The sequence below is a fragment of the Rhodohalobacter sp. 8-1 genome, from assembly GCF_038150125.1.
Classification (GTDB): Bacteria; Bacteroidota; Rhodothermia; order Balneolales; family Balneolaceae; genus SW132.
Genome location: NZ_JBBVMF010000031.1, coordinates 12,694 through 35,155, shown reverse-complemented (window position 1 = coordinate 35,155; position 22,462 = coordinate 12,694). Strand labels below are relative to the sequence as shown.

Annotated in this window: 15 protein-coding genes; 7 read left to right on the top strand and 8 right to left on the bottom strand. The window is 44.2% G+C overall.

The window, feature by feature from the left end:
• Window positions 1-280: 280 nt before the first annotated feature.
• Window positions 281-886, top strand: coding sequence for a leucyl/phenylalanyl-tRNA--protein transferase (gene aat, locus AABW11_RS19095; protein WP_340106937.1), 606 nt, complete (start codon window positions 281-283; stop codon window positions 884-886).
• Between the two features lie 768 nt (window positions 887-1,654).
• On the opposite strand, the gene AABW11_RS19090 is transcribed toward aat, so the two are convergent.
• A complete protein-coding gene (locus tag AABW11_RS19090; protein ID WP_340106936.1) occupies window positions 1,655-2,041 on the bottom strand; it encodes a DUF4342 domain-containing protein in 387 nt (128 codons plus the stop codon).
• 93 nt (window positions 2,042-2,134) lie between these two features.
• Here AABW11_RS19090 and AABW11_RS19085 point away from each other — a divergent pair, with 93 nt between their 5' ends.
• Window positions 2,135-3,676, top strand: coding sequence for a YifB family Mg chelatase-like AAA ATPase (locus AABW11_RS19085; RefSeq protein ID WP_340106935.1), 1,542 nt, complete (start codon window positions 2,135-2,137; stop codon window positions 3,674-3,676).
• A 2,163-nt stretch (window positions 3,677-5,839) separates the two neighbouring features.
• Here the strand turns inward: AABW11_RS19085 and AABW11_RS19080 are convergent.
• From AABW11_RS19080 to AABW11_RS19070, 3 genes are read right to left on the bottom strand one after another with little or no spacing between them, the layout of a single operon-like run.
• Window positions 5,840-6,562 (bottom strand): SDR family NAD(P)-dependent oxidoreductase, encoded by a 723-nt coding sequence (locus AABW11_RS19080; protein ID WP_340106934.1) that lies wholly within the window; start codon window positions 6,560-6,562, stop codon window positions 5,840-5,842.
• Window positions 6,563-6,610: 48 nt separating this feature from the next.
• Window positions 6,611-7,519, bottom strand: a complete 909-nt coding sequence (locus AABW11_RS19075; protein ID WP_340106938.1) for a cobalamin-binding protein — start codon at window positions 7,517-7,519, stop codon at window positions 6,611-6,613.
• Between the two features lie 54 nt (window positions 7,520-7,573).
• The gene (locus tag AABW11_RS19070) at window positions 7,574-8,131 is read right to left on the bottom strand and encodes a DUF6580 family putative transport protein (RefSeq protein ID WP_340106933.1); all 558 of its coding nucleotides are present in this window, start codon (window positions 8,129-8,131) and stop codon (window positions 7,574-7,576) included.
• A 662-nt stretch (window positions 8,132-8,793) separates the two neighbouring features.
• Here AABW11_RS19070 and tyrA point away from each other — a divergent pair.
• Entirely contained in the window at window positions 8,794-9,924 is a 1,131-nt protein-coding gene (tyrA, locus tag AABW11_RS19065; RefSeq protein ID WP_340106932.1) for a bifunctional chorismate mutase/prephenate dehydrogenase, read from the top strand.
• 229 nt (window positions 9,925-10,153) lie between these two features.
• Here tyrA and AABW11_RS19060 read toward each other — a convergent pair whose 3' ends face one another.
• Window positions 10,154-10,648 (bottom strand): TspO/MBR family protein, encoded by a 495-nt coding sequence (locus tag AABW11_RS19060; RefSeq protein ID WP_340106931.1) that lies wholly within the window; start codon window positions 10,646-10,648, stop codon window positions 10,154-10,156.
• A gap of 165 nt (window positions 10,649-10,813) precedes the next feature.
• Here AABW11_RS19060 and AABW11_RS19055 point away from each other — a divergent pair, with 165 nt between their 5' ends.
• Both AABW11_RS19055 and AABW11_RS19050 read left to right on the top strand, forming a co-directional pair.
• Window positions 10,814-13,588: a zinc-dependent metalloprotease gene (locus AABW11_RS19055; protein WP_340106930.1), complete on the top strand. Its 2,775-nt coding sequence runs from the start codon at window positions 10,814-10,816 to the stop codon at window positions 13,586-13,588.
• A 6-nt stretch (window positions 13,589-13,594) separates the two neighbouring features.
• Window positions 13,595-14,182, top strand: coding sequence for a hypothetical protein (locus AABW11_RS19050; RefSeq protein WP_340106929.1), 588 nt, complete (start codon window positions 13,595-13,597; stop codon window positions 14,180-14,182).
• 125 nt (window positions 14,183-14,307) lie between these two features.
• Here AABW11_RS19050 and AABW11_RS19045 read toward each other — a convergent pair whose 3' ends face one another.
• Window positions 14,308-15,159, bottom strand: coding sequence for a proline dehydrogenase family protein (locus AABW11_RS19045; RefSeq protein WP_340106928.1), 852 nt, complete (start codon window positions 15,157-15,159; stop codon window positions 14,308-14,310).
• 168 nt (window positions 15,160-15,327) lie between these two features.
• Between AABW11_RS19045 and AABW11_RS19040 the strand changes: the two genes are divergently transcribed.
• A complete protein-coding gene (locus AABW11_RS19040) occupies window positions 15,328-16,263 on the top strand; it encodes a DUF4097 family beta strand repeat-containing protein (RefSeq protein WP_340106927.1) in 936 nt (311 codons plus the stop codon).
• A gap of 2,651 nt (window positions 16,264-18,914) precedes the next feature.
• Here the strand turns inward: AABW11_RS19040 and AABW11_RS19035 are convergent.
• Both AABW11_RS19035 and AABW11_RS19030 read right to left on the bottom strand, forming a co-directional pair.
• Window positions 18,915-19,592, bottom strand: coding sequence for a response regulator transcription factor (locus tag AABW11_RS19035; RefSeq protein ID WP_340106926.1), 678 nt, complete (start codon window positions 19,590-19,592; stop codon window positions 18,915-18,917).
• A 107-nt stretch (window positions 19,593-19,699) separates the two neighbouring features.
• Complete coding sequence (locus tag AABW11_RS19030) at window positions 19,700-21,085, bottom strand: PAS domain-containing sensor histidine kinase (protein ID WP_340106925.1); 1,386 nt, start codon at window positions 21,083-21,085, stop codon at window positions 19,700-19,702.
• A gap of 660 nt (window positions 21,086-21,745) precedes the next feature.
• Between AABW11_RS19030 and AABW11_RS19025 the strand changes: the two genes are divergently transcribed.
• The gene (locus tag AABW11_RS19025) at window positions 21,746-22,348 is read left to right on the top strand and encodes a hypothetical protein (RefSeq protein WP_340106924.1); all 603 of its coding nucleotides are present in this window, start codon (window positions 21,746-21,748) and stop codon (window positions 22,346-22,348) included.
• Window positions 22,349-22,462 lie beyond the last annotated feature (114 nt).

Here is a 22,462-nt window from a genome sequence, read left to right as displayed (position 1 = left end):
AAGAATCTGTAAAAGCCATACTCTTTATCTTTTCAGATGACACAAATGATTGGCTTTGCGTACTGATTGATAAATTATTAATGATGAGACTTTATGAGAAGTTATACATCGGATTTTTATATGTACCCACAAACTTTCCTGTAGAACCGCTTTTGTAAGTCAGAAGATTTTTAATCTGGCAGTGAATTCCCATTTCTGTTTCTTAATTTCTGAACAGTTCCACGATTCAACAAATCGACAATTCACCGATTCAACAGTTCAACAGTTCAACAGTTTCTCTATGAACTCATCTTCCAAACAAAAAATCATCCCGCCTGAAACTCTTCTCGATGCCTACAGCAAAGGTATCTTTCCGATGAGTGAATCCCGGAATGACTCTTCTGTAAACTGGTATTCTGCACGGCAGCGGGGTATTATTCCCATGAATGAGTTTAAGGTCTCAAGCAACGTGCAGCGAATTATTCGCCAGGGAAGGTTTTCATGCCGTATCAACACGCAGTTTCGGGAGGTGATGAAAAAGTGCGCCAACCGGAATACCACATGGATATCGGACGTTATTATCAATTCGTTTGATGTGCTTCACATGGCCGGACATGCCCACTCTGTTGAGATGTATGATTCTGATGACAATCTTGCCGGCGGGCTCTATGGCGTATCACTCGGCGCCGCCTTCTTTGGGGAATCGATGTTCAAAAATCAGAAAGAAGCTGACAAAGTAGCCCTCTGGCACTGTCACAGAATCCTCGAAAAGAACGGATTTGAGCTATGGGATACACAGTTCTACACCGATCATCTTGCCCAGTTCGGATGCATCGAGATTTCTGCAGAAGAGTATGAACAAAGGCTGGAAAAGGCGCTGCAGAAAAAAGCGCTCTTCAAAGAATAGCACTATGAGTTTTTCAGAACGTGTTGGTAGAGACAGGAGTCAACATTTAATAAACAGGCGGCGCTGTGGAACTGTAGAGCGGTGTCGCTGACCCGCTCCTTATTTGCCTCGAACAACATGAGTTTCCGATGAGGTATCGGCTCTCGTTTACGACCGGAAATACAAATGATCCTTTGCTGTTGAATACAGTTTCGGCCTCGGGTCAGGCGACCCAAGTTACAAGGACCTGCAAGACCGCGAACGAAGAGAGCTGCTGGCAGAGTCCGCTTTGCGTGTGGAACTGTGGAACTGTGGAACTGTGGAATCGTGGAATGGGGAATTGGGGAATTGGGGAATTTTCAAATCAGGCAAAAAGTTACAACCTCTATATCAATATTTATCAATAGTTTAACAATCCAACGATTCGACTTTTCAACATTTCATCAATTCTTCACTGCTGTTCACAGTTACGCTCTCGGGTCTGGCGACCCAGGCTACAAGGACCTGCAAGACCGCGAACGAAGAGAGCTGCTGGCAGAGTCCGCTTTGCGTGTGGAACTGTGGAATCGTAAAATCGTAAAATCGTAAAATCGTAAAATCGTAAAATCGTAAAATCGTAAAATTTTTAAACCAGCAATGAATTCCTAATTCTATTCAAAATTTCTCGACAATTCAACAGTTTAACAATTCAACAGTTCAACACTAAACAATTCCACGCGAACGCAGTGAGCTCTCAACGATTCAACAGTTCAACAGTTACACATTGCGCCACGCGCAAACCTCAACAGTTCAACTACGCTCCTCGTCTTCATCCTCCCCTTCCTCGATATCAATAATCTCCCCTTCAACTTCGTATTCGTCACGGGATTCATGTGTATCATTGGCATTGGCGTTGCCGTCAGATGACCCGTTCTTTGTTTTCTCAACGTGGACTTCAACGTCTTTTGCAAACATCACAAACATGGTGAGTGCAGAGATGAACGGCGCCATGACCGTAAAGAGAGCCGTGCCTGCAACTCCGACGGTCAGATGGGTTTGAAAAAGGACCCGCCCCTCTTTGTTTTTAATGATCAGGCTTCGTGCATTTCCTTCCCTGATGAGTTTTCGAACTTCACGAATAATCTCGTCAACGGTGCCCGTTATCTCTTCAAAAATGGTTCGATTTGTAGATTCCATGGGTATGAGTTTTAATTTTTTCATGATAAAAGTGTAAGGAATCGGCTGTTTCTCCCTCATACTACGAAAGATTGTTAACAAAGATTCAAACCTATGCTTTCAAAAGTATACTGCGCTTCCACAATTGGTGTTGACGCCCGACTAATAGAGGTAGAAGTGAATATGAGCGGCGGAGTTCCAAAGTATTACCTGGTCGGCCTGCCCGATCGGGCCGTGAGTGAATCAAAAGACAGAATTGACGCGGCCCTGAAAAACGCCGGAGCACATTTTCCCCGCGGACGGATTACCGTAAACCTCGCCCCGGCTGATCTGCCGAAAGAAGGAAGTGCGTTTGATCTCCCTATTGCCTTAAGCCTGCTGGCCGTATCTGACCAGATCAATATTGAAAAACTCTCGAGATCACTCGTGCTGGGAGAGCTTGCCCTTGACGGAAATTTACGAGCGGTGAAAGGGGTCCTGCCGATCGCTGTGGAGGCGCGTAACAGGGAGCTCGACTACCTGATTGTACCAAAAGCCAACGGTGCAGAGGCGGGAGTTGTGGACGGTATCAAGGTGATGGCGTTTGAAAACCTGGAACAGGTCATGCGCTGGTTTGATGATGAGTCCACGCACTCACCTCTTCAGATCGATCCCAAAAAACTGTTCCATCAAAATGGTGAGCAGGATATTCTCGATTTTGTGGATGTGCGCGGCCAGGAGAACGTAAAGCGCGCACTGGAGGTATCTGCTGCCGGTGGTCACAATTTGATAATGGTGGGCCCGCCCGGATCAGGCAAAACAATGATGGCGCGCCGGCTTCCCACGATCCTCCCGCCGCTGACGCTTGATGAAGCCTTGGAAACAACTAAGATTCACTCGGTTGCCGGATTGCTGTCGAATGGCAAAGCGTTGGTGACCAACCGCCCGTTTCGCAGTCCTCATCATACGGTTTCGGATGTAGCGCTGGTTGGAGGCGGCAGCATCCCGATGCCGGGAGAAATATCAATGGCCCATAATGGCGTGCTGTTTCTTGATGAGCTTCCGGAATTTAAGCGAAGTGCTCTCGAGGTGATGCGGCAGCCGCTGGAAGACGGATTTGTGAGCATATCACGCGCGCGAATGAGTGTCAGCTACCCGAGCCGGATCATGCTGGTTGCCTCGATGAATCCTTCACCCACCGGCGACTGGTTTGACCCTGATGATCCCGACGGGTCCACCAATATTCAAATGCAGCGCTACCTTGGAAAAATCAGCGGCCCGCTCCTTGATCGTATTGATCTTCATATCGATGTTGACAAGGTGAGCTATGAAGAACTCTCATCGAAAGCAAAAGGCGAAAGTTCGGGAGACATCCGTAAGCGCGTGATTGAAGCCAGGGAGATCCAGGGGCATCGTTTTTTAGGAATTGAAGGCGTGTACTGCAATGCCCAGATGAATACAAAACTGGCCCGGAAGATTTGTCCGCTCGATGACAGCAGCCAGGCCATGCTGAAAAAAGCGATGAACTCACTTGGCCTCTCTGCAAGGGCATACGACCGAATTCTGAAAGTTTCTCGTACAATCGCCGATCTCGACCGCTCTGAAACCATTCGATCTCATCATATCTCGGAAGCTATTCAATATCGAAGCCTTGATCGTGATGGATGGCTGGGGTAGTGGGGGTTGAGGGAGAGAGGGGTTGAGGTTGAGGTTGAGGTTGAGGTTTTCACGGCGCGTCAAACGGATACCTACTGTTTAATTTATTCAGGGGTGTGTTCAGAAGCCTTGAAGAAAACTGTAATCAAAATCCCGTTACTGGCCCTTCATACTCACCCCTCGGCTTATAAATCTGCGTTCCGCAGTTTTCAGTTCCATTGCCCCCTTCCAGTGGAGATTCCTTAAGGGCAAAAGGGGATTTCACTCAAGGGATAAATCTGTCACTGGTAGCCGTTAATCTTGCCCGAAAACCGGGCAACACCATTTCAGAGGTGACAGAAGAAATCCAAGTTCCTGCTCTCTAAATATTCTTTAGGAGAAAGGTGTCCGGCCTTGATGGGTGGAGGTATAGCATGGGTTGCACCACAGCACGGGAGAAATCGCTATGAGCGCTCACCTTGTGAGCATTCTCATAGTGTAACCGTGCGGGGCAAACCGTGCCCCGACAGAACACCTCTGTCGGGGAGTTTTTGCATACTTTTGACGGTTCAAAAGTATGGGGAGTAAACGTCATGTTTACAATCTGTCACTGGTAGCAACTAATCTTGCCCAAATACGGGTAACACTATTTCAGATGTGACAGAACAAGTGGAGGTGTCGTAGATGAAGCCGAGCTTTTGAATCCTTGAAATCTGATCAATAACGGCACATTTTTACAATCTGTCATCGGTAGCTCCTCATTTTGCCCAAAAGCCGGGCAACACCATTTCAGAGGTGACAGGATGTGTTTTCCGATCCGGAAGTACTATGAGTTTTGAGGGTGATGGGATGTGTACGGTATTACGGGTAAAATTAAATTTCAAAAGCTACCTAACCCCACACTGCGCGCCGTCAAAACCACGGCGCTTGTATGGGGCTATTGAGCTGCCGTCCCTGCCGGGACTTATTGTTACGCGCAGGCGCGAAACCACGCATAACCGGATGTACATTGGCAGGGGTAATTCACGTGCATATTAAAATAAAAACATCGATTTTAGCCTAAAACAGTGCCTTTTACAAACTGTCATCGGTAGCCAGTGAATGTTGCCCTAAAAAACGGGCAACACCATTTGAGAAGTTCCAACACAGTGGAGAAAGAAGTTTAGCTGGTAAAAGATGGCAGAAAAATCAACCAGTGAGGAGAGATCGCTTGAGTATTCATCATTTATCTGGTTCTACCGGAAAGATTGTTGGTACATAAACATATCCGTAGTTCAGCTTCTCATACAGTCTACTCAAGACAGTTGGATCAATAAGTACGCAATACCAATCAATTATGTCATTAGATAGGAAAACATGTATTGCTTTTACAGATTCTTTGCCCAGGGCATCCCTCACGGGGCATAAACCGGGAAATCACCGTTTTATTCAGAATGACCATCATTCGGCAAGGTCAGAGGGCGGCGTGAGAAAATAGCGAGTTAAAAAGCTATGACTGAACCCACGCCGCCCGCTTGTTATACCATGAGCTTGTCATCCTGATCAAGCCATTGTAGTTGATGGCGCAGAGAAGGATCTGCAAAAGCAATGGCTTACTATTTGAATTATTATTTAATCATGTTCAGAGGGTCTTTTCACTAATCTTGATTTCAACCCACAAACTTTCCGGTAGAACCATTTATCTTTCCCAAACGAAGCTAAGTGCAGTGAAATGCTTAAGGGGTGTAATTTGTGTACCTTCAGGCCCCAATTCCATTTCATACTTCGCATCTCTCAGCCGGGCAGAAATGTGAATATCCCATAGCTATTACCAAATTTATCACCCCGCCAATTTACGCTTTTCCCATCTCCCACCGATAAGATTTAGGACAGTCGAATAAGAGAACCACTCGTCACTTGTATCGTATTCAGAGCCTTCGCGGAACAAACCCATAACACAAGAGTTCAAATAACCATGGAGAATGATAGCTCATATCGAAAAACCAACTGGGACTGGGTGTTTACGCTCCCCTTTATCCTAATGTTGATTTATTTGCTGATGTAGAAGTATCGTCCGTTTCACGGACTTTTGCGATTCATGGCGGTCGTCATCGCCCCCACGTTGAAACGTGGGGCTACTAAGCGGTCGTCCCTCGCGGGACTCTGGATTTGTATAATGCCTATTTCACTCACTGTTTCCTTCACCCACTCTCTCCATCTATTTTATCACAACCGATCCAACACCCAGTTTGGGGTCAGTTTCAGCAGCCATGCCACAAATCGCCATCGGCGGGTGACGTATGAATAGGATTTCTTGTTTTCGATATCCTTAAGCATCTGTTTCACTGCCTTGTCGGTCTCGCCCACCCAGAACATGCCTTTTTTTCCTTCCGTCATTTCGCTTTTCACAAATCCGGGTTTTACATCTGTGACGGTGATATCCTCTTTCATATTATTTGTGCGCTGACGATAGGCCTGCATATATGTTGAAATGAACGCTTTGGATGAACTGTAGGGAGCGGCGCGAGATGATCCGAATAGGGATGCGATAGATGATACGCCAACAATTTGGCCATACCCCTGCTTTCTGAAATATTGAAAGGCTTCCCCGAACATCTGTACGAACCCACTCACATTTACATCAATAATTTTCTGTTCCATGGCTGTTATGGATGAGGCCGGGTAGTTGGAAATGCCCGCGTTCAACACGATGATATCCATCCCACCCATCTCGTCAATCAGATTGTGAAGCTGAGCTTTTGCTTTGGCATGATCGGTCACGTCCATTGCCGTGTAATAAAAATAGTTTCCAAGCTCTTTCTTTAACTGTTCCAGCTTCTCCAGGCGCCGCCCTGTTCCTCCCACATGGTACTCCTTGTTCACACACTGCCGGGCAAGTTCCTCCCCGATTCCGGATGTAGCACCAATGATAATTATTTTCTTAGACATCGTAATCTAAATTGATATTTATTCTTCTTATGTACGATCTGTCGCATTTCATTTACTTTGATACCGGACCCATCCACCCGCCAATGACTGACCGCTAAACTCATTAGGATGAAAGATTTCGGCCAGAATATCAACAGACTCCCTGATTCGCGGCCCCGGGCGATTAAAATAGTGGTTCCCGTCTAAAATAAAGACTCGATTCTCCTGTACGGATGTTAGATTTTCCCAGGAATCCTGACCTGAAAGTATTTCCATTTCTTCCAGCGTTTTTGAAATCCCGTACCCACACGGTACTACAAGCAAAATATCAGGGTCGCATTCTAAAATGTCTTTCCAATTTTGCCACGGTGAATGCTTTCCAGCTGTAGCAAGATGTGACACTCCGCCCGCAATCTCAATCATTTCCGGCATCCAGTTGCCGCCGGTCATCAGCGGATCCATCCATTCAATGGCTACGACATCCGGCTTCGGAAGATTCGATGTTACATTTCGAATCTCATCAAACCGATGCTGAATACTCCCGACAAGCTCCTCACCTCTTTTTCGAACGCCAAGAGCCTCGGCAACATCAACAAAAGAACTGAAAATCTCCGCAAGATTTGTAGGTAATACCGACACTATTTTTGTTTCATTACCCAGAGCGTCTTTCACCGCGCTGCTTAAATCACTGTATGAGACAGCACAAACCTCGCAGTGGTCCTGAGTAAGAATTACATCGGGGCTGAGTTTAATGAGTGCATCATCATCTACATCATAAATGGAGAGGGCTTTTTGAAGCAGGCCCGTCACAGAGTCATGAATTTGACGGCTTTCAGATTCCGGTGAGTTAGGATAATTCGTTGAGGTGAGAACAGGCCGGTCGGTGATAAATTCGGGATAGTCACACTCATGTGAGCGCCCGACAAGCTGATCTTCCAGTCCAAGTTTACAGACCAGCTCTGTCAGCCCCGGTAACAGGGATACAATTTTCCGGGGCGATGTTTGAGTTGATGCAGCCGTGGTAAGTAAGGGTCAGGCTTGAATGGTTGAAAGCTCAGGGACTTTGTGCTTCAAATATTCGTAGCCGCCAAACAGAACGCCGCAGTAGATCAGGTTTCCGGCGAGTGTGTAATGAAAGAAAGGAATGGCGGCCGTGTAACACATCAACAGCCCTTCTAACGTCATTGGATATAGCGTGCTGCCGAGCCACACGCCAAAATTACTTATAACAAAAAAGAGGACCGATCCGCCAAGCGCTCCGCCTATGACGCGCGGCAATGTAACTTTCTTCAAGAGAATAACACCCAAAACCACGATCATCGCAAACGCGCCGTAAACATATAGAAATCCGCTGGTGAAAAATGTAAATCCATCGTAATAGGCGGAATACATGACATTATTCAGAACCAGATCGCTCAGCCAAAGAGCCAGGATAGGGATGATAAACGCCCATTTTTTTTTCGGAAAGTATGCTGCACCAAACAGCGCAATCGCTCCGAGTGGTGTAAAATTATAGGCGTGCGGCAACAGACGAGCCAGGGCCGCAAACAAAATGAAACCGGTAATAATGTAAAATGCGTTCTTCTTCATAAGTAGACGTTGCTTTAAATTCAGACTTTTAAAATAACAGTTTTCTACCAAAAGTGTGAAGGTCATCTTTGATTTAAATCATAGCTGTTCAAAACGTTTTGAAAATTAATGAATGTCTTTCTCTTTCTGAAACGTATGCGCCGCACCTACCACGGACGTGTAGACTAAGGCATTTGGCTACGCCGCAAACAGTAATTATGTGGACAGTGCGGCGTAGGACGGAGAATCGCATGTTTTGGGGTGTTGGTACGCCGCCTTTACCCAAAGCTGATGCCTGTCATCTCGACCGAAAGAGCGGAGCGAATGACTGGAGCTCATCTTTTGAACGCGTAACTGGTGTTTTTCCAGTCCCGTGTTTTTCGGGGCGAAATCTCCTTTTGCTTGGGACTAACGCTGACGGGGCTTTGGAATATTCAATTCCATTCAGCTGGCACCCTTTCTGATTGTAGACGCAATCATATCAGAAACAACCTTACAATTTACCTGAGATTGAGTTAATTTTGTATTTTTTCAACCCTACCTTCGTGTGTTAGCCGATATGTGACCAATACCAAACACGATCGTATATTTTGATGCGGTAACGCAAACACTTCGAATTCAGTGTTAATGAACCACGAGTGGTGCCTTACGCATTTAGTTACCATTTAAATTTTTAAACAATCATGTCAAATAATTCGGACCTCTCATCGCAACGAGATCAAATTGATAAAATAGACCAGCAGATTCTTGACCTGCTTAAAGAGCGCAATAAAGTATCTCGTGAGGTAATCGAGTATAAAATTGATAACCAGCTGCCGGTATTTGTTGCTGAACGGGAGGAACAGAAGAGCATTAAATTCAGAAGTATGGCTGAGGCGCGGGATCTGGATCCCGACTGGGCAGAAGATTTTTTGCGAATGATTATGTCCGCATCAAGGGCAACTCAGTCTACCCACACGTTTCCGAGAGCAACTCCCGAACCAAAGCACATTCTTTTCGTTGGCGGTGAAGGCGGGATGGGCTCACTTTACAGAAAAGTAGCTGATCAAAGCGGTCATCACACCTATAGCATCGATAGAGGCAATTGGTTTGAACTCGAGGAGATCGCCCCAAAACTGGATCTCGCAATTGTAACTGTCCCCATCAATTTGACGATATCAGTTATTGAACGGCTCAGTAACAAACTGGATGAAAACACCATCCTGGCTGATTTCACGAGTAATAAAGCCGAGCCGCTTCAAGCCATGCTCGATTCACACCAGGGACCTGTAATTGGCCTCCACCCCATGCACGGCCCGGATGTTCCTAATTTATCGAAGCAGCTGATGGTGGTTTGCGAAGGCCGTGATCCGGAAGCGAGTGAATGGTTTCGGGAACAGTGTAAGCTTTGGGGAATGCGTGTGATAGAAGCCGATCCTGAGAATCATGATCACGTGATGAACCTTGTTCAGGGGCTCCGCCACTTTGTTGCCCTTCTTCATGGGTCATTTATGAAAGAGTACGATCTCGATCCGCATCAAATGCTGGATTACTCGAGCCCAGTGTACCGTGCCGAACTGATGATGACCGGCCGGATTTTCGCGCAGGACGCCGAACTCTATGCCGACATTGTGTTCGCGAACAAGGAGCGGCGAGAACTGCTCGTCTCATTTTTCAAACACCATGAACGCCTCATCTCAATGGTGGAAAATGATGACAAAAAAGGATTCGTAAAGGAGTTTGAAGCAGTAACCGATTTCTTTGGCCGGTTTGCCACCCAAGCCCTTAAAGAGAGCGGATATTTGATCAATCGATTGGCGGATCGATTTTCGTGAGTCGTGAGTCGTGAGTCGTGAGTCGTGAGTCGTGAGTCGTAAAAATTTAGGAGTGAAAAGTGAAAAGGCAAAAGTGAAAATAACCCTCAGTTTAAGCTTCATTAAATGAAATGAAGCAGATAGTTAGAGATAGAAAACAAAAGCGTTGATGGCTTTGAACCTTACTTTTCACTTTTGCTTTCTGTCTTTTCACTCACTTATCTCACGTCTCATATCTCACGACTCATGACTAATTAATCATCGATATCGTGCCATTTAGCACCGTTGCAAACGCCACCCAAAGAATGTAGGGCACCATCAGCCAGCCCGCGATTGAGTCTTGCCTGTAAAAATATGCTGTGGTAATGATGATAGCCGCGAGAAGAAATAAAATCTCAACAAAAGCGAGACCGGGACTTTGTGCGTTGAAGAAGAGCTGTGACCAAAGCCCGTTCAGAAATAGCTGTATCGCAAACCAGGAGAGTTCTGTTTTTGCCCCTGAAAATCCGAGCCGTCTCCAGATCCGCCAGGCCGCAAACGCCATCATCGTGTAGAGCGCAGTCCAAACGGGGCCGAAAAGCCAGCCGGGTGGATTCCAACCCGGTTTATTCAGTTGATCGTACCACTCCGAAGAAGCAATACCGGGCGATACCTGAGCACCGATCCAGGCCACGCCGAAACAAATGAACAGAAATAGAACTAGTATCCCAGCTGATTTAAACTGTGCTGCTGTTTTGTTTTCCATAGGTTGTTCTGCCGCGTGTTTTAATTTTCAATTTAAAAGAATCAAATTCTAAGCGATAAGTAACTAAGTTAAGATGAATAAATAGCGAAACGCTCTTTTTTTATTTGACTCTCAAAGATTTTACTCCTAATTACTTTTGAGAATTCAATTCAGGCAATTTTCATTATGAAGATATTCTTTACTTTTTTTTTCCTTGTTTTTTTCCACTTGCTATCTGCTCAGCTTGTGCATGCTCAACAGGTTTTTAAACTTAATTCAATCCAGAATCAATCCAAACAGAAGACGGCTAAGACAATCACCGGAGCCCCGCATCTGCGTCAGTATTATACGCTAAACAATGACAGTTTTGACTTTAGCGAAATCAAAAGCGGTGACTATATAGAAGTAGCTGTGGCAGCCGGTTCGACTTCCACATTTTTAGTAAACAGAGTTGAAAACTACACTTCAACGACCACGTCATTTATCGCGAGAGATATTGAAGAACCGGAAAACACATTTACTTTTACTTATACAGATGGACAGCTTCACGGGATTTTTCATAAATCGCATGAAGACATATACTTTTTTGAGTACGATGGTGAGATAAACCAAAACTATGTAGCAACATCCTCTTCTTTTTATGATGATCAACAGTTTTGTTCCATACACGAAGTTGACCACAGTTCCCCCTCTTTGAAAGGCGCCCGGTTCCTTGGAAAATCTTCAGGTGCTGATGTAATTCAGCCTCACACTCCCAGTACGGCAGCTATGGCAGGCACTTTATCAGACGATATAACCATTGATGTGATGATATTGTACACGCCAAATTCAAAAACGTGGGCTGAATCCACAGACAGAACCATTGACCTCCTGATTTCAGAGGCCATGGCAAAATCCCAAACGGTCTTAGACAATAGCGAAACGCATATAACACTTCGGCTGGTACATTATTATCAAACCGACTATGACGGAGATTCTCTTGAAAGCTTGAGCTCAAGTGATGACAATTATGTTTCAGCAGGTGACCATCTTCGCCGGCTTACCAGGAATCCTGACAACCGTTTTGACCTCTGTTCTGAAAGTAATTGTGAAGAGTCTGATTACGATGGCTATATGGTTGAAGCACATCAATTACGGGATCAGTATGGGGCAGATGTTGTCGCCGCAATTTTGAGTGAACCGAATACAGGTGGCATTGCCTGGGTTAACAACTCTACATCCGGCTCTTCGCAGCTGGCATTTTCTATAAACAGGGTTCAGCAAATAGCCTCGAACTACACGTTAGTACACGAAATCGGCCACAATATGGGTAATGCACACGCGAGAAATCAGAGTGATGCCGCAGCCGGCGAATTTGGCGGCCTTTTCTCTTATTCGACGGGAAATCGCTTTCCGGCTTCTGGCAACACTTATGCTACCGTAATGGCTTACGGTGATGCTCTGTTCCAGCCTATACCTTACTTTTCGAATCCTGACGTACAATTTTCCGGCAAACCTACCGGTAATCCCCTTATTACTTCAAACGATGCCGGGCCGGCTGATAATGCTCGAAGCATGCGCGAAATAAAGCACGTCATAGCCTCTTATCGCACCACAGTGGTTAACCCTCCGTCTATCAGTGTTGGAGAATCGTCAATATCTGCTGAGTTAAACCAGGAGAACAGTGCAATAACAGTTCCTATTACGCTGCAGAATAATGGGACTAGCGATTTGATGTACAACATAGATTTTGACATTCAAAGTAACGTCATATCGGCGTCAAAACAGCAGGCGGACCAAATGCCAGCTATGGATGCCGCAGCTGTTACGGCATCTTTCTCATCCGTAAGCAGCCTTTCATTTACTGAAAGTGGTGAACCGGGTGTGATTTATTCCGCAGATTTTGAAGAAAGTGAAGGTTTCACTACCGGTGATTTCCCGGCAGAAGTCGGGTGGCGGTCGTTTTCTGTCTCAACTCCATTTGAGATCTCTTCTGAAAATCCATCAAATGGGAGCCTCCACCTGCGACTTCCGAGACGAACTGATTCGTCAACTGCAATGTTTTCAAGGTCTCCATTTTTCGGGCCTCAGCCCATGGGCGAGTATTCGGTATCTTTCGATATTGCTACCCAGGATCAAATTATTGGCGGCGAGGGAGAAACATTTGACGTGTATGCTTTTGACGGAAGCAACGGTGCAATTTCATCAGGCCTTATTATTTCTGGTGGAAATATTTTTGCACGAAATGTAACCGAACAGGGAAGTGAAACCTTTTCTTCCACAAGCACTTCATTTCCAACCAACGGTACTTATAGAACAATAGAGATTAAGTACAATCCCAACAACCGTTCCGTGGATTACTATCTTGAAGGAGATATGATCGCATCCAACCCGTATCCATCCGGGCGCAAACCGGACTATATGTATTTTGGCCAGCGAAATAAGGTTAGCGGTGTATATATGGACGTAGATAATATTCGTGTTGAACGTGTTCATTCCCCGTTTAACTGGCTGAAGACGGAATCTTTTGGCGGAGTGATAGCAGCGGGTGAATCACAATCTGTAAATTTGACACTAAATGCTGTAGATGTACCCACCGGAACCTATGAAACCGTGCTCCAGGTAAGAAGTAACGACCCGGCCAATCCGGTTATTGAAGTTCCGATTTCCGCCACAATTGAGATGGCAACGTCATCGGAGGTAAGTCAGGAGGCTCCTCAGCGACTTGAGCTATCACAAAACTATCCGAATCCATTCAACCCGACAACGACCATTCAGTTTACACTGGATCAATCCTCCGATATAACTCTTGAAGTGTTTAACATCACCGGACAGCGTGTGGCAACACTTATCAATGGTTCATTGAGCGCAGGCAGTCATCAGCATACATTTGACGCCAGCAGCCTGTCGAGCGGTATTTACATGTACAGGCTGAGAACCCCCGATCAGATGCTGACCCGCCAAATGATTCTCATCAAATAATCCTGAATGAAACCAGACTATTTCTCTTATACCGTCATATGGATTTTTGCTGCAAGTCTGTTGGCTGGAGCTTGTAGTAACACTAAGGAACAACCGCCAGCCCAAGCAGAAGCAGATGAGCTTACCAATCTGCCTCAGTTGATGGTACAGAGTGGCGACTCCCTGCTCTTTATTCAGGCCGCCCCCTCAGACCCAGACGGAAAACCGGCGCTGCCGGCCACACTGGAAAACGTGCCCATCATAGCGTATTCATATATTGAGCCGGCCCGGCCGCTGAACACGATCAAATCTTACGAACCGGGAACATTGATTCACTTCTCTCTTGACGAAAATCTTGCCATCACGGCACGCATTAACAGAAATCAGCCGATTGGTGATACCATCAGAACACTTACCGGACCGATTCTGGATCCTTATACCGGCAATGTAATTCTTTCAATTGGTGAAGAAGCAGTCACCGGCTCTATAGATCTGCTTAGTGAAAACCGGCATTTTTACATCAGGTACAATCGCTATGGCGGCTATTACTACCTGGCAGAAATCGACCGCTCTGAGCTGGACATTTTGGAAGGATCAGAACCTCTTGAGTATTAGTTCCTTTGTTGATTGGGGAATTAGGGAATTAGGGAATTTCGTGTATTATTTGCAGATTCTCTATTTTTTCCTGAAATGTGTTGTATCTGGTCGAAGCAATTATCCAAAAACTTTCAAGTAGTACCCTATTTTTTAAATATCGTGCTGGCTACAAAAAAGATATTTTCTTTTCGTTCGAGTAGTCGACGCTTAAAATAGGGGAACCACATGGTGCCATACGGCACGTACACTCTTGTATTGTACCCTTCGTTAGTCAGTTCAATCATGGTTTCTTCGCGTAATCCATAGAGCATCTGGAACTCAAATCGCGACTTCCCAAGATTCTTTTCAAGCGTATAGTTTTTTACCCAGTTCACAAGCTCATCGTCGTGGGTGGCAATTCTGGGATAGGTCGTTTTATTTAGTAAAATTTTAGCGTACTCTTTGAAGGCTTCTCTAATGGCCGGCATATTCTGAAGGGCAATGCGCTCAGGCTCACCATAGGCACCCTTACAAAGGCGGACATCCGCCCCCATTTCCGCAAGTTCAGGGATATCATTTTTGCTTCGATGGAGGTAGGCCTGTATTACAATGCCAACATGCTTTCCGTATTCCTTAAACGCTTCTTTAAATACGTCGATTGTTGCCTGCGTATAATCAGATCCTTCCATATCAATTCGGACAAATGAGTCGTGCTCTCTGGCAACATCAAGCAGTTTAAAAAGATTGTCTTTGCAATACTCTTCATCAATATCTAGTCCAAGCATTGTAAGCTTGATAGATATGGTGCTCTTGAGGCCGGCATTATGGATTTTTTCAATCAGCTGTATGTAACTCTCCACAGTATCATCAGCCATCTGGCGATCTTTTACATTTTCACCCAGGAGATCAAGTGTCACTTTTATACCATGCTTGTTAAGCTCCTCAACTTTTGGAACAGACTGGTCGAACGTTTCCCCTGCAACAAATCTCTTTGCCAATACAAATGGTAATTTCATAACTGTAGATGCTTTATACTTTCAATCAGACTTAAATTACTGAACTTGCCTTTGATAACATATTACTACCAACATTTTTTAGTGTGATGCGGTTCTTTGCGCAACAATTACCGGAAGCCTCCGTATGTTTTTATGCTGAATAAACTACTTTTAACAAATGCTCCTGTTATGGAAAAATTATTACGAATATTAGTCTGTGTTTTTGCTCTCGTAGCAGCTTTTTTTGGCTCTCTCATCGCACAAGAAACAGAAGACGCCTACAGAACTGAGATTTTTGATGTAAATGATAGTCCATATGTGGACATCAGAACCTCGGGCGGATCCATTCTGGCTGAAGGGCATGCTGAAAACGACGTGCGTGTCTATATGATAGTGCGTCGGGGCAACAGAGTATTGTCTCCCTCAGATTTCGATCTCGATGATTTTGAGATTGACATTAGTCAGGATGGAAACCGTATTACAGCGAGTGCTGAACGAAAAAACAGTGGCATTGGCGGTTGGTTTAGTTCTGGCTCGAATGTATCAATTTCGTTTGTTGTACAGGCTCCTTCGACATCGCTGATCGATGGCAGAACAAGCGGTGGATCGGTAACGGCCTCAAATTTTACTAATAATGTGTCACTAAGGACAAGTGGCGGGAGTGTCACTGCAGAATCAATCCAGGGAAATGCGGATCTCAGAACTTCAGGGGGAAGTATAAATCTTCGCGACGTTCATGGAACCATCAACGGCCGGACCAGTGGCGGCTCTATCCGTGTTGACGGCCTCACGGGTCCTGCAGATCTCAGGACATCCGGCGGAAGCATTCGTCTTGAGAACGTTAGCGGAGCTATTTCGGCCCGTACGAGCGGCGGAAGCATTAGAGCTCATATCACAGAATTCAGGGACGATCTCGATTTTCGAACAAGCGGCGGAAGTATCACGGTAGACATGCCCGAAACAGATAACTTTGAGATGGATCTATCCGGAAACCGTGTAAATGTAGAGCTTCGAAATTTTACCGGCAGCTCTGAGCGAAACAGGGTCGAGGGAACGGTCGGCAATGGAGGCCCCAAGCTTGCAGCCCGGACATCCGGCGGTAGCGTGACGGTGAACTACAATTGACTCATGCTCTGGTGCGAGTTTATCTATAGTGTTGCTCGAACAAATATGATGCTTCAAATGGCAGGAGTTCTGAAAGATCGTTGTTCATAATGGAACCCACAGCACGAGGAGATTAACCATCAAGCAAACACGTGTATCGGCTTCGGCACGGGTAAGAGCCTGCTTCCTACCAATGACAGATTGATAAAAGTGATGTTATTGGGCTTTAATCAATGCTTATTGCCTTTACGAACACACCCCTAAATCCCCTCTCGAGAGGGGACTATAATCCTGTCACCTTTTAAATAGTGTTGCCTGCTTATGGCCAAGATTAGTTGCTACCAGTGACAGATTCTCGAAAGTATCGGCTTTGATCAGATTTCAAGGATTCAAAAGCTCGGCTTCAAACAGGATACCTCCAATTGTTCTGTCACATCTGAAATAGTGTTGCCCGGTTTTTGGGCAACGTTAGGGGCTACCAATGACAGTTTTTAAAAAGCACTGTTTTAGGTTAAAATCGATGTTTTTATTTTAATATGCACGTGAATTATCCCCTGCCAATGTACATCCGGTTATGCGTGGTTTCGCGCCTGCGCGTAACAATAAGCCCCGACAGGGGCGACAGCTCAGTAGCCCCGCACAAGCACCGTGTTGTTTCGGCGCGCAGTGCGGGGTAAGAGAAGGTAGGCGTTCCAAGCACCCCGAGGCATTTGATTCTGCAGAAGAATTGAATTCAGTCGACGGGGGTTATGAAAGATCTATTCCATGGATGCATCACGATCTGATGAGGTGCTTTTGAAATTTAAATTTACCCGGAACACCGCACACTACCCACCACTCGCAAAACGCATAGTGCTTTCGGATCGAAAAACGCACCCTGTCACCTTTCAAATGATTTTGCCTTGCTTTTAGGCAAAATTAGCGGCTACCGATGACAGATTAAAACCTTGATTGGCTCACAGGACACCCCTCCCTCCGCAATCGGAGTACTCCCCTCAAGCCACACTTGGTGCCGACACTTCGGTGGGGAGATTTAATCCTGTCACTTCTTAAATGGTGTTGCCCTGTTTTATTGGCAACACTAATGGCCATCGATGGCAGTTTTTAAATATAGACATGTAAAGAGCTTCAGGGGTATGTTGATAGGGGTGTGAAACATTCAGAGAAATTTCTTCTAGTCCAAAGCAACTGAACACACTCCCCCGCGCGAAAATAGGTTTCAATCTGTTTTAACCAAATCTTGCCAAAACCCGGCACACTGCTTAATTGGTTGGCGGACCGCCCCGAAAGTAGTGCGCTATCTCTCATTTAATCCCCTGAAACTCTAGGCAGGTATATAGATATGTATAAAATCAAATTCATTAAATACTCTTCCATAAACCTAATCAAGAAATCCCCACACTGTTAATTTGAGATTGCTTACATCACTTTTACTTCACTGCTTTTATCTTAATATCAGACGTTTTGAAATAGTGATATGTACAACAAATGAAGAGCACAGTTTAAAACTGCTCAATGCCTCAGTTTTGAATCGTTCAGAAAAGCCGCTGTCGACCTCCTCTTTTTATTTAGAAAAGTGGAGTGAATGTGCTCCGGTTATTATTCTTTTAAAGTACTGACACTGTAAGTATCCGGCAGGATACAATTATCAGCGTATCGAAAGATTATTTTCAATTGTTACGCTGCATGTTTTTGTCATAAAGCTTACTGGCTTATTGACAGAGCGGGCAGATTGAACAAATGAAGAGAGAGGCGACCCGACCTGGCCATCTATCTGATGATGGTCGGGTCGTTTATTTTTTATGACTTTTATCTGATATATAAATGAACTACCTCGGGGCAGAGCCCACGAGGTATCACCTTAGAACCCATAAATTTTGTTAACTATGGATTTTATTATGAAGTGTCCCCCTTTGAAGGGGGCAATGGGGGATGATGGTTTGTGCTTGTGATTCAAGTTCAGCCCATTTTTTGGTTACGATAGTCATCCCCCTGCTCACTCTGTTCGCTTTCCCCCTTCCAAGGGGGACTTTAATCTTTTTCCGACCCAGAGGGTCGGGGAATTAAACCACTTATGATTAATTTTGTACTGCCGGGAACTGCAAACTGCAAGGCATTAGCCTTCATCGTCAAACACTTCATTTAAAAAATATAGTATTCGTTAAAAGTCCGTTCACACCCACCCATAAGCAAAGCTTGGTAACCAGTTCGCTTAAAGCAGCGTCCGATCGTGACCGCATTTGAGTCGCAGTCCGTAAAAAAGATGGGTCACATTTAACTTCGGGAACTAAAATTATCATCCCCGGACCCTTCTGGCTTCCGCACGGGGACACCCAAATACCATATATTATAACCGTAAATTACTACTTTACAATGATTGAAATTTTCACATCGGAAAAGTGCAGAAGTCGGGGAACACCATAAGTGCGATATGACCGCCAACCATGGTCGGTGCGCAGCGGTAACCACGGGTTAAAGGAGTGTAGGGTATCACCAGCGTGCCTCCTCACTACTGTATGGTGCTGGTCCGGATATGGAAAAACGTTGAGTTGAAGTGTTCAGTACCACGGGAACGGCTGATGGTTATTACTTACCCGTGAGCCCGCAGAAACAGTGTAAAGACGGGCGAACGGAGTATTTTTGCGCTGCTCTCCGGCACTTTTCTTGATGAGTTACTTTTTTACTTCGCCCGGGCTCTCAATACTCAGCCATTTGACAGCGTGAATCAACATTTCGGTAGAGTTTTTAAACCCCATTTTCTCTTTGGTTCTTGACCTGTAGGTCTCAATGGTTTTCTTGGTCAGATGAAGCTGTTCGGCGATTTCACTCGTGCTCTTTCCCCTACCCATTAATTCAAAAACCTCAAGCTCTCTGTCACTTAATGTTTCCATGGGTGTTTTTAACGGGTTTTTATTTCCAAACATAGAGTTTTTCAGCATGCGATCACTCACCGCATCACTTATATACACACCTCCGTTGAGTACTTTTCTGACAGCCTTTAAAATTACTTCTGCTGATTCGAATTTCATAATATACCCGTTTGCTCCAGCGCGAAGTGCCCGTTCGGCGTATAAGTTTTCCTCATGCCTCGAAATAACGATGATCTTTTGCTCAGGTTTACGGAAAACAACATTTTTGACAAGCTCTATTCCATTCATGCCCGGAAGTGAAATATCCACAAGTAAAAGATCAAGCTCATTGTTTTCCAATATTTCAAGCACCTGTTCAGCTTTTTCCAGCTTGAATGCGACCTCATAACCGGGCTCAGATTCAATCGTATTGGCCAGCCCTTTTCTCATCATGGGATGGTCATCGACAATTAACACCCTTTTTTTGTGTGATTTTTCCATCAGCAAAATTTAATTGAAGAATTATCTATTCATGCAGCACATCTTTAACACATTGACGCTAATAAAATTACAGTAAAAGGTCATTTTTTATTCTGCAGCTAAAATACTCACTTCTTTTCCAGAGTTGGAAAATCGCAATGTACTTTTGTACGGTTGTCATCGGTTCTTGATATTTCAAAATGCCCGCCAAGTACTTTTGCTCTATAGTTCATGATCTGAATGCCCGAACCGGGAAATTCCTCTTCATTTACATCAAAATCGTCCCCATCATCCGAAATGGCCAATCTAATATGTGGATTACTTGAAAGCTCGATTTCTATGGTGTTGGCGCTTGAATGCTTCACAGCATTATTCACGGCTTCCTGAATGATTCGGAATATATGAAGTGCAATATCGAAGTCATTAATTTCGAGGTTTTCATCTTTTGTAAATGTACAGGTAAGCCCCGCAGTTTTTTCTGTTCGGTCACAGAGATTATCAATTGCTTTAAACAATCCTTTATTTTCAAGTTCTGTCACCACCATTCCATGTGCCAATTCACGGGCATACTCATCAGCTTCCCGAACCATTTCAGCAATCTCCTTCACTCCATCAGCTTCGGGCATGTTTTTATCCCTGAGTTTTGAAACCATATTTTCCGAGAGGAGTCGAATTCCAGTTAACATCTGCCCGAGCCCGTCATGAAGGTCCCGCCCTATACTTCGGCGTTCTTCATTGCCGACTTCAATAATCCGCCGTTCTAATTCTCGTCGTTTAGACATGTCTTTAACTATTGCCGTAAATATTTTCTGCCCGTTCCAGGTAACTTCTGCAAGCGATAGTTCAACAGGGAATTCCGTACCGTCTTTCTTCATCGCATTTATTTCTAATCCTTTCTCTGAGACTTTTTCCCCGTTTTTTTTCTTAATTCTATCCAGATACATTTTTGCATAGTCCTCGAAGGAAGGGGGAATCAGTACGTCAACGCTTTTTCCAGTTAGCTCTTCTTTGCTATATCCAAATAAGTCGGTAGATGCAGCATTTGAGCGGATGATTTCTCCATTTTCACTAATTGAAAGGATCGCATCTACACTCGTTTCAAGGATTGCCTCGGCAAAAGCCCTGTTTTTTTCCAATTGTGCTCTTGTTCGCTTTTTATCCTCAATAATATGCAGAGATATAACACAGCCGTCGGGTTTACCATCGTCAGTTTTCACAATATTGGCTCTTATATCAAGCCAAACTCTTGAGTTATCTTTACGAATTCCATGCCAGTTAAGCTGTACCGGTGCTTCCTCTTTTAACTTGTCGTAAAAGTTATTGAACGCCTTTTCATTAGTATCCTCATACAGAGTTTTAATAAACATTCCCTTTGCCTCAGTCTTTGTATACCCAAATATTTTAACATGTGAGGGATTGCAGTAGATAATATGGCCCTTTCTATCGGTTACCATCACCCCATGCATCAAACTTTCGAGAATATTGAACTGCGACCCTGTAATCTCTGACTTCATACGTTTACACTTGTTTTGACAAATATTTATTAAAACTAAAATCCATTCATCTCCTCTATTCTTCTATTCTTCTATTCTTCTATTCTTCTATTCTTCTATTCTTCTATTCTTCTATTCTTCTATTAAAATTATAAAAATATATTCATCCCTAATGGACTAAAGAATAGATCTATATACTCATCTCAATTATTAATATTCCAATCGAAAATACCTATCTGAAAGGCAATTTTCAAAACAATTTTCTCTTATAAAGGTATCCAAATAACGGTCTAACTATGTTTCAACACATTTTTCACGTTAGTTATTTAAGCATTATTAAATATATCTGATACAGCATATCTAATAATTACAGGCTCAGCTTGATAACGTTTTTTCATTCAAAATCAAGGTCAAGGTCAAGGTCAAGGTCAAGGTCAAGGTCAAGGTCAAGGTCAAAAATGGAGTTTATATTTTCGCAATACAAATCTGAATATGGACAATATTAATGAAAAATCGTTAGATTTTTAATAAAAAAGATGCAGATTATTTTTACGGTATACAGAATTGTAGGTTAAATCACTACAATAGCTTTTAAAAATGACTTACGTAAAAAAAGTAGTGCATTTTATAAATTGGATCTAAGAGAAAGTAAAAACATCCATCTATCCAATTCTATCAAACATGAATAAATTCGATGCTGCATTTAAGAGACCAAAAAAATCTATAGAGAGAAAAAGAAAACTTCTCACCCTAATACGAAAGAACCTTGAAAACTATTCAAGCAGGCATATTTCCATTAAGGAGTGCTTGTCAAAAGCCGGCTCACTAACCACAGACCTGATCCTTTATCATAACGCTGAAAATGAGGTGACGGACAGTGCCCGCGACTCCATTTTTATCGTGACTGTTAACTACTACGCAATGTTATACATGCAACTGTTTACCGGAAATTTTACTGTAGAAAAAAGACACACATACAAGCAGATTATCACACTGGTAGAAGACGTTTTAAAAGAAACAGACAAGAACAGCGGGCTGAAGACAGACGACATCAATGAGGCCATGTACACCTCACGAGAATTCTCGAAACAGATGGTTGATATTTATTACCGGGCCGGCTCTGACGGATGTCAGAAATATTTAACAGCTTCAATCTATTCAATTCTCTTGCCCGGCAATGGATATCAAGCTGTGGATCGCGAAAAAATTGATACGGCAATTATAGCACTGGATGCCGACAAATTTTTAAATGGCAGTTCAGGAATTGCCAACACCGGAGCTTAACGATGCTCCTGACGGCAAACATATTCAACGACAAATTTTATGACGAGTGGTTAGTTAGTGCCGAAGGCTGAGGTGACTTTCTCCTTCGGATTCTTTGATACATATAGAATTAAT

Coding starts and splice junctions, on each gene's coding strand:
- aat (WP_340106937.1), top strand. CDS start 281: ATGAACTCATCTTCCAAACAAAAAATCATCCCGCCTGAAACTCTTCTC.
- AABW11_RS19090 (WP_340106936.1), bottom strand. CDS start 2,041: ATGGAATCTACAAATCGAACCATTTTTGAAGAGATAACGGGCACCGTT.
- AABW11_RS19085 (WP_340106935.1), top strand. CDS start 2,135: ATGCTTTCAAAAGTATACTGCGCTTCCACAATTGGTGTTGACGCCCGA.
- AABW11_RS19080 (WP_340106934.1), bottom strand. CDS start 6,562: ATGTCTAAGAAAATAATTATCATTGGTGCTACATCCGGAATCGGGGAG.
- AABW11_RS19070 (WP_340106933.1), bottom strand. CDS start 8,131: ATGAAGAAGAACGCATTTTACATTATTACCGGTTTCATTTTGTTTGCG.
- tyrA (WP_340106932.1), top strand. CDS start 8,794: ATGTCAAATAATTCGGACCTCTCATCGCAACGAGATCAAATTGATAAA.
- AABW11_RS19060 (WP_340106931.1), bottom strand. CDS start 10,648: ATGGAAAACAAAACAGCAGCACAGTTTAAATCAGCTGGGATACTAGTT.
- AABW11_RS19055 (WP_340106930.1), top strand. CDS start 10,814: ATGAAGATATTCTTTACTTTTTTTTTCCTTGTTTTTTTCCACTTGCTA.
- AABW11_RS19050 (WP_340106929.1), top strand. CDS start 13,595: ATGAAACCAGACTATTTCTCTTATACCGTCATATGGATTTTTGCTGCA.
- AABW11_RS19045 (WP_340106928.1), bottom strand. CDS start 15,159: ATGAAATTACCATTTGTATTGGCAAAGAGATTTGTTGCAGGGGAAACG.
- AABW11_RS19040 (WP_340106927.1), top strand. CDS start 15,328: ATGGAAAAATTATTACGAATATTAGTCTGTGTTTTTGCTCTCGTAGCA.
- AABW11_RS19035 (WP_340106926.1), bottom strand. CDS start 19,592: ATGGAAAAATCACACAAAAAAAGGGTGTTAATTGTCGATGACCATCCC.
- AABW11_RS19030 (WP_340106925.1), bottom strand. CDS start 21,085: ATGAAGTCAGAGATTACAGGGTCGCAGTTCAATATTCTCGAAAGTTTG.
- AABW11_RS19025 (WP_340106924.1), top strand. CDS start 21,746: ATGAATAAATTCGATGCTGCATTTAAGAGACCAAAAAAATCTATAGAG.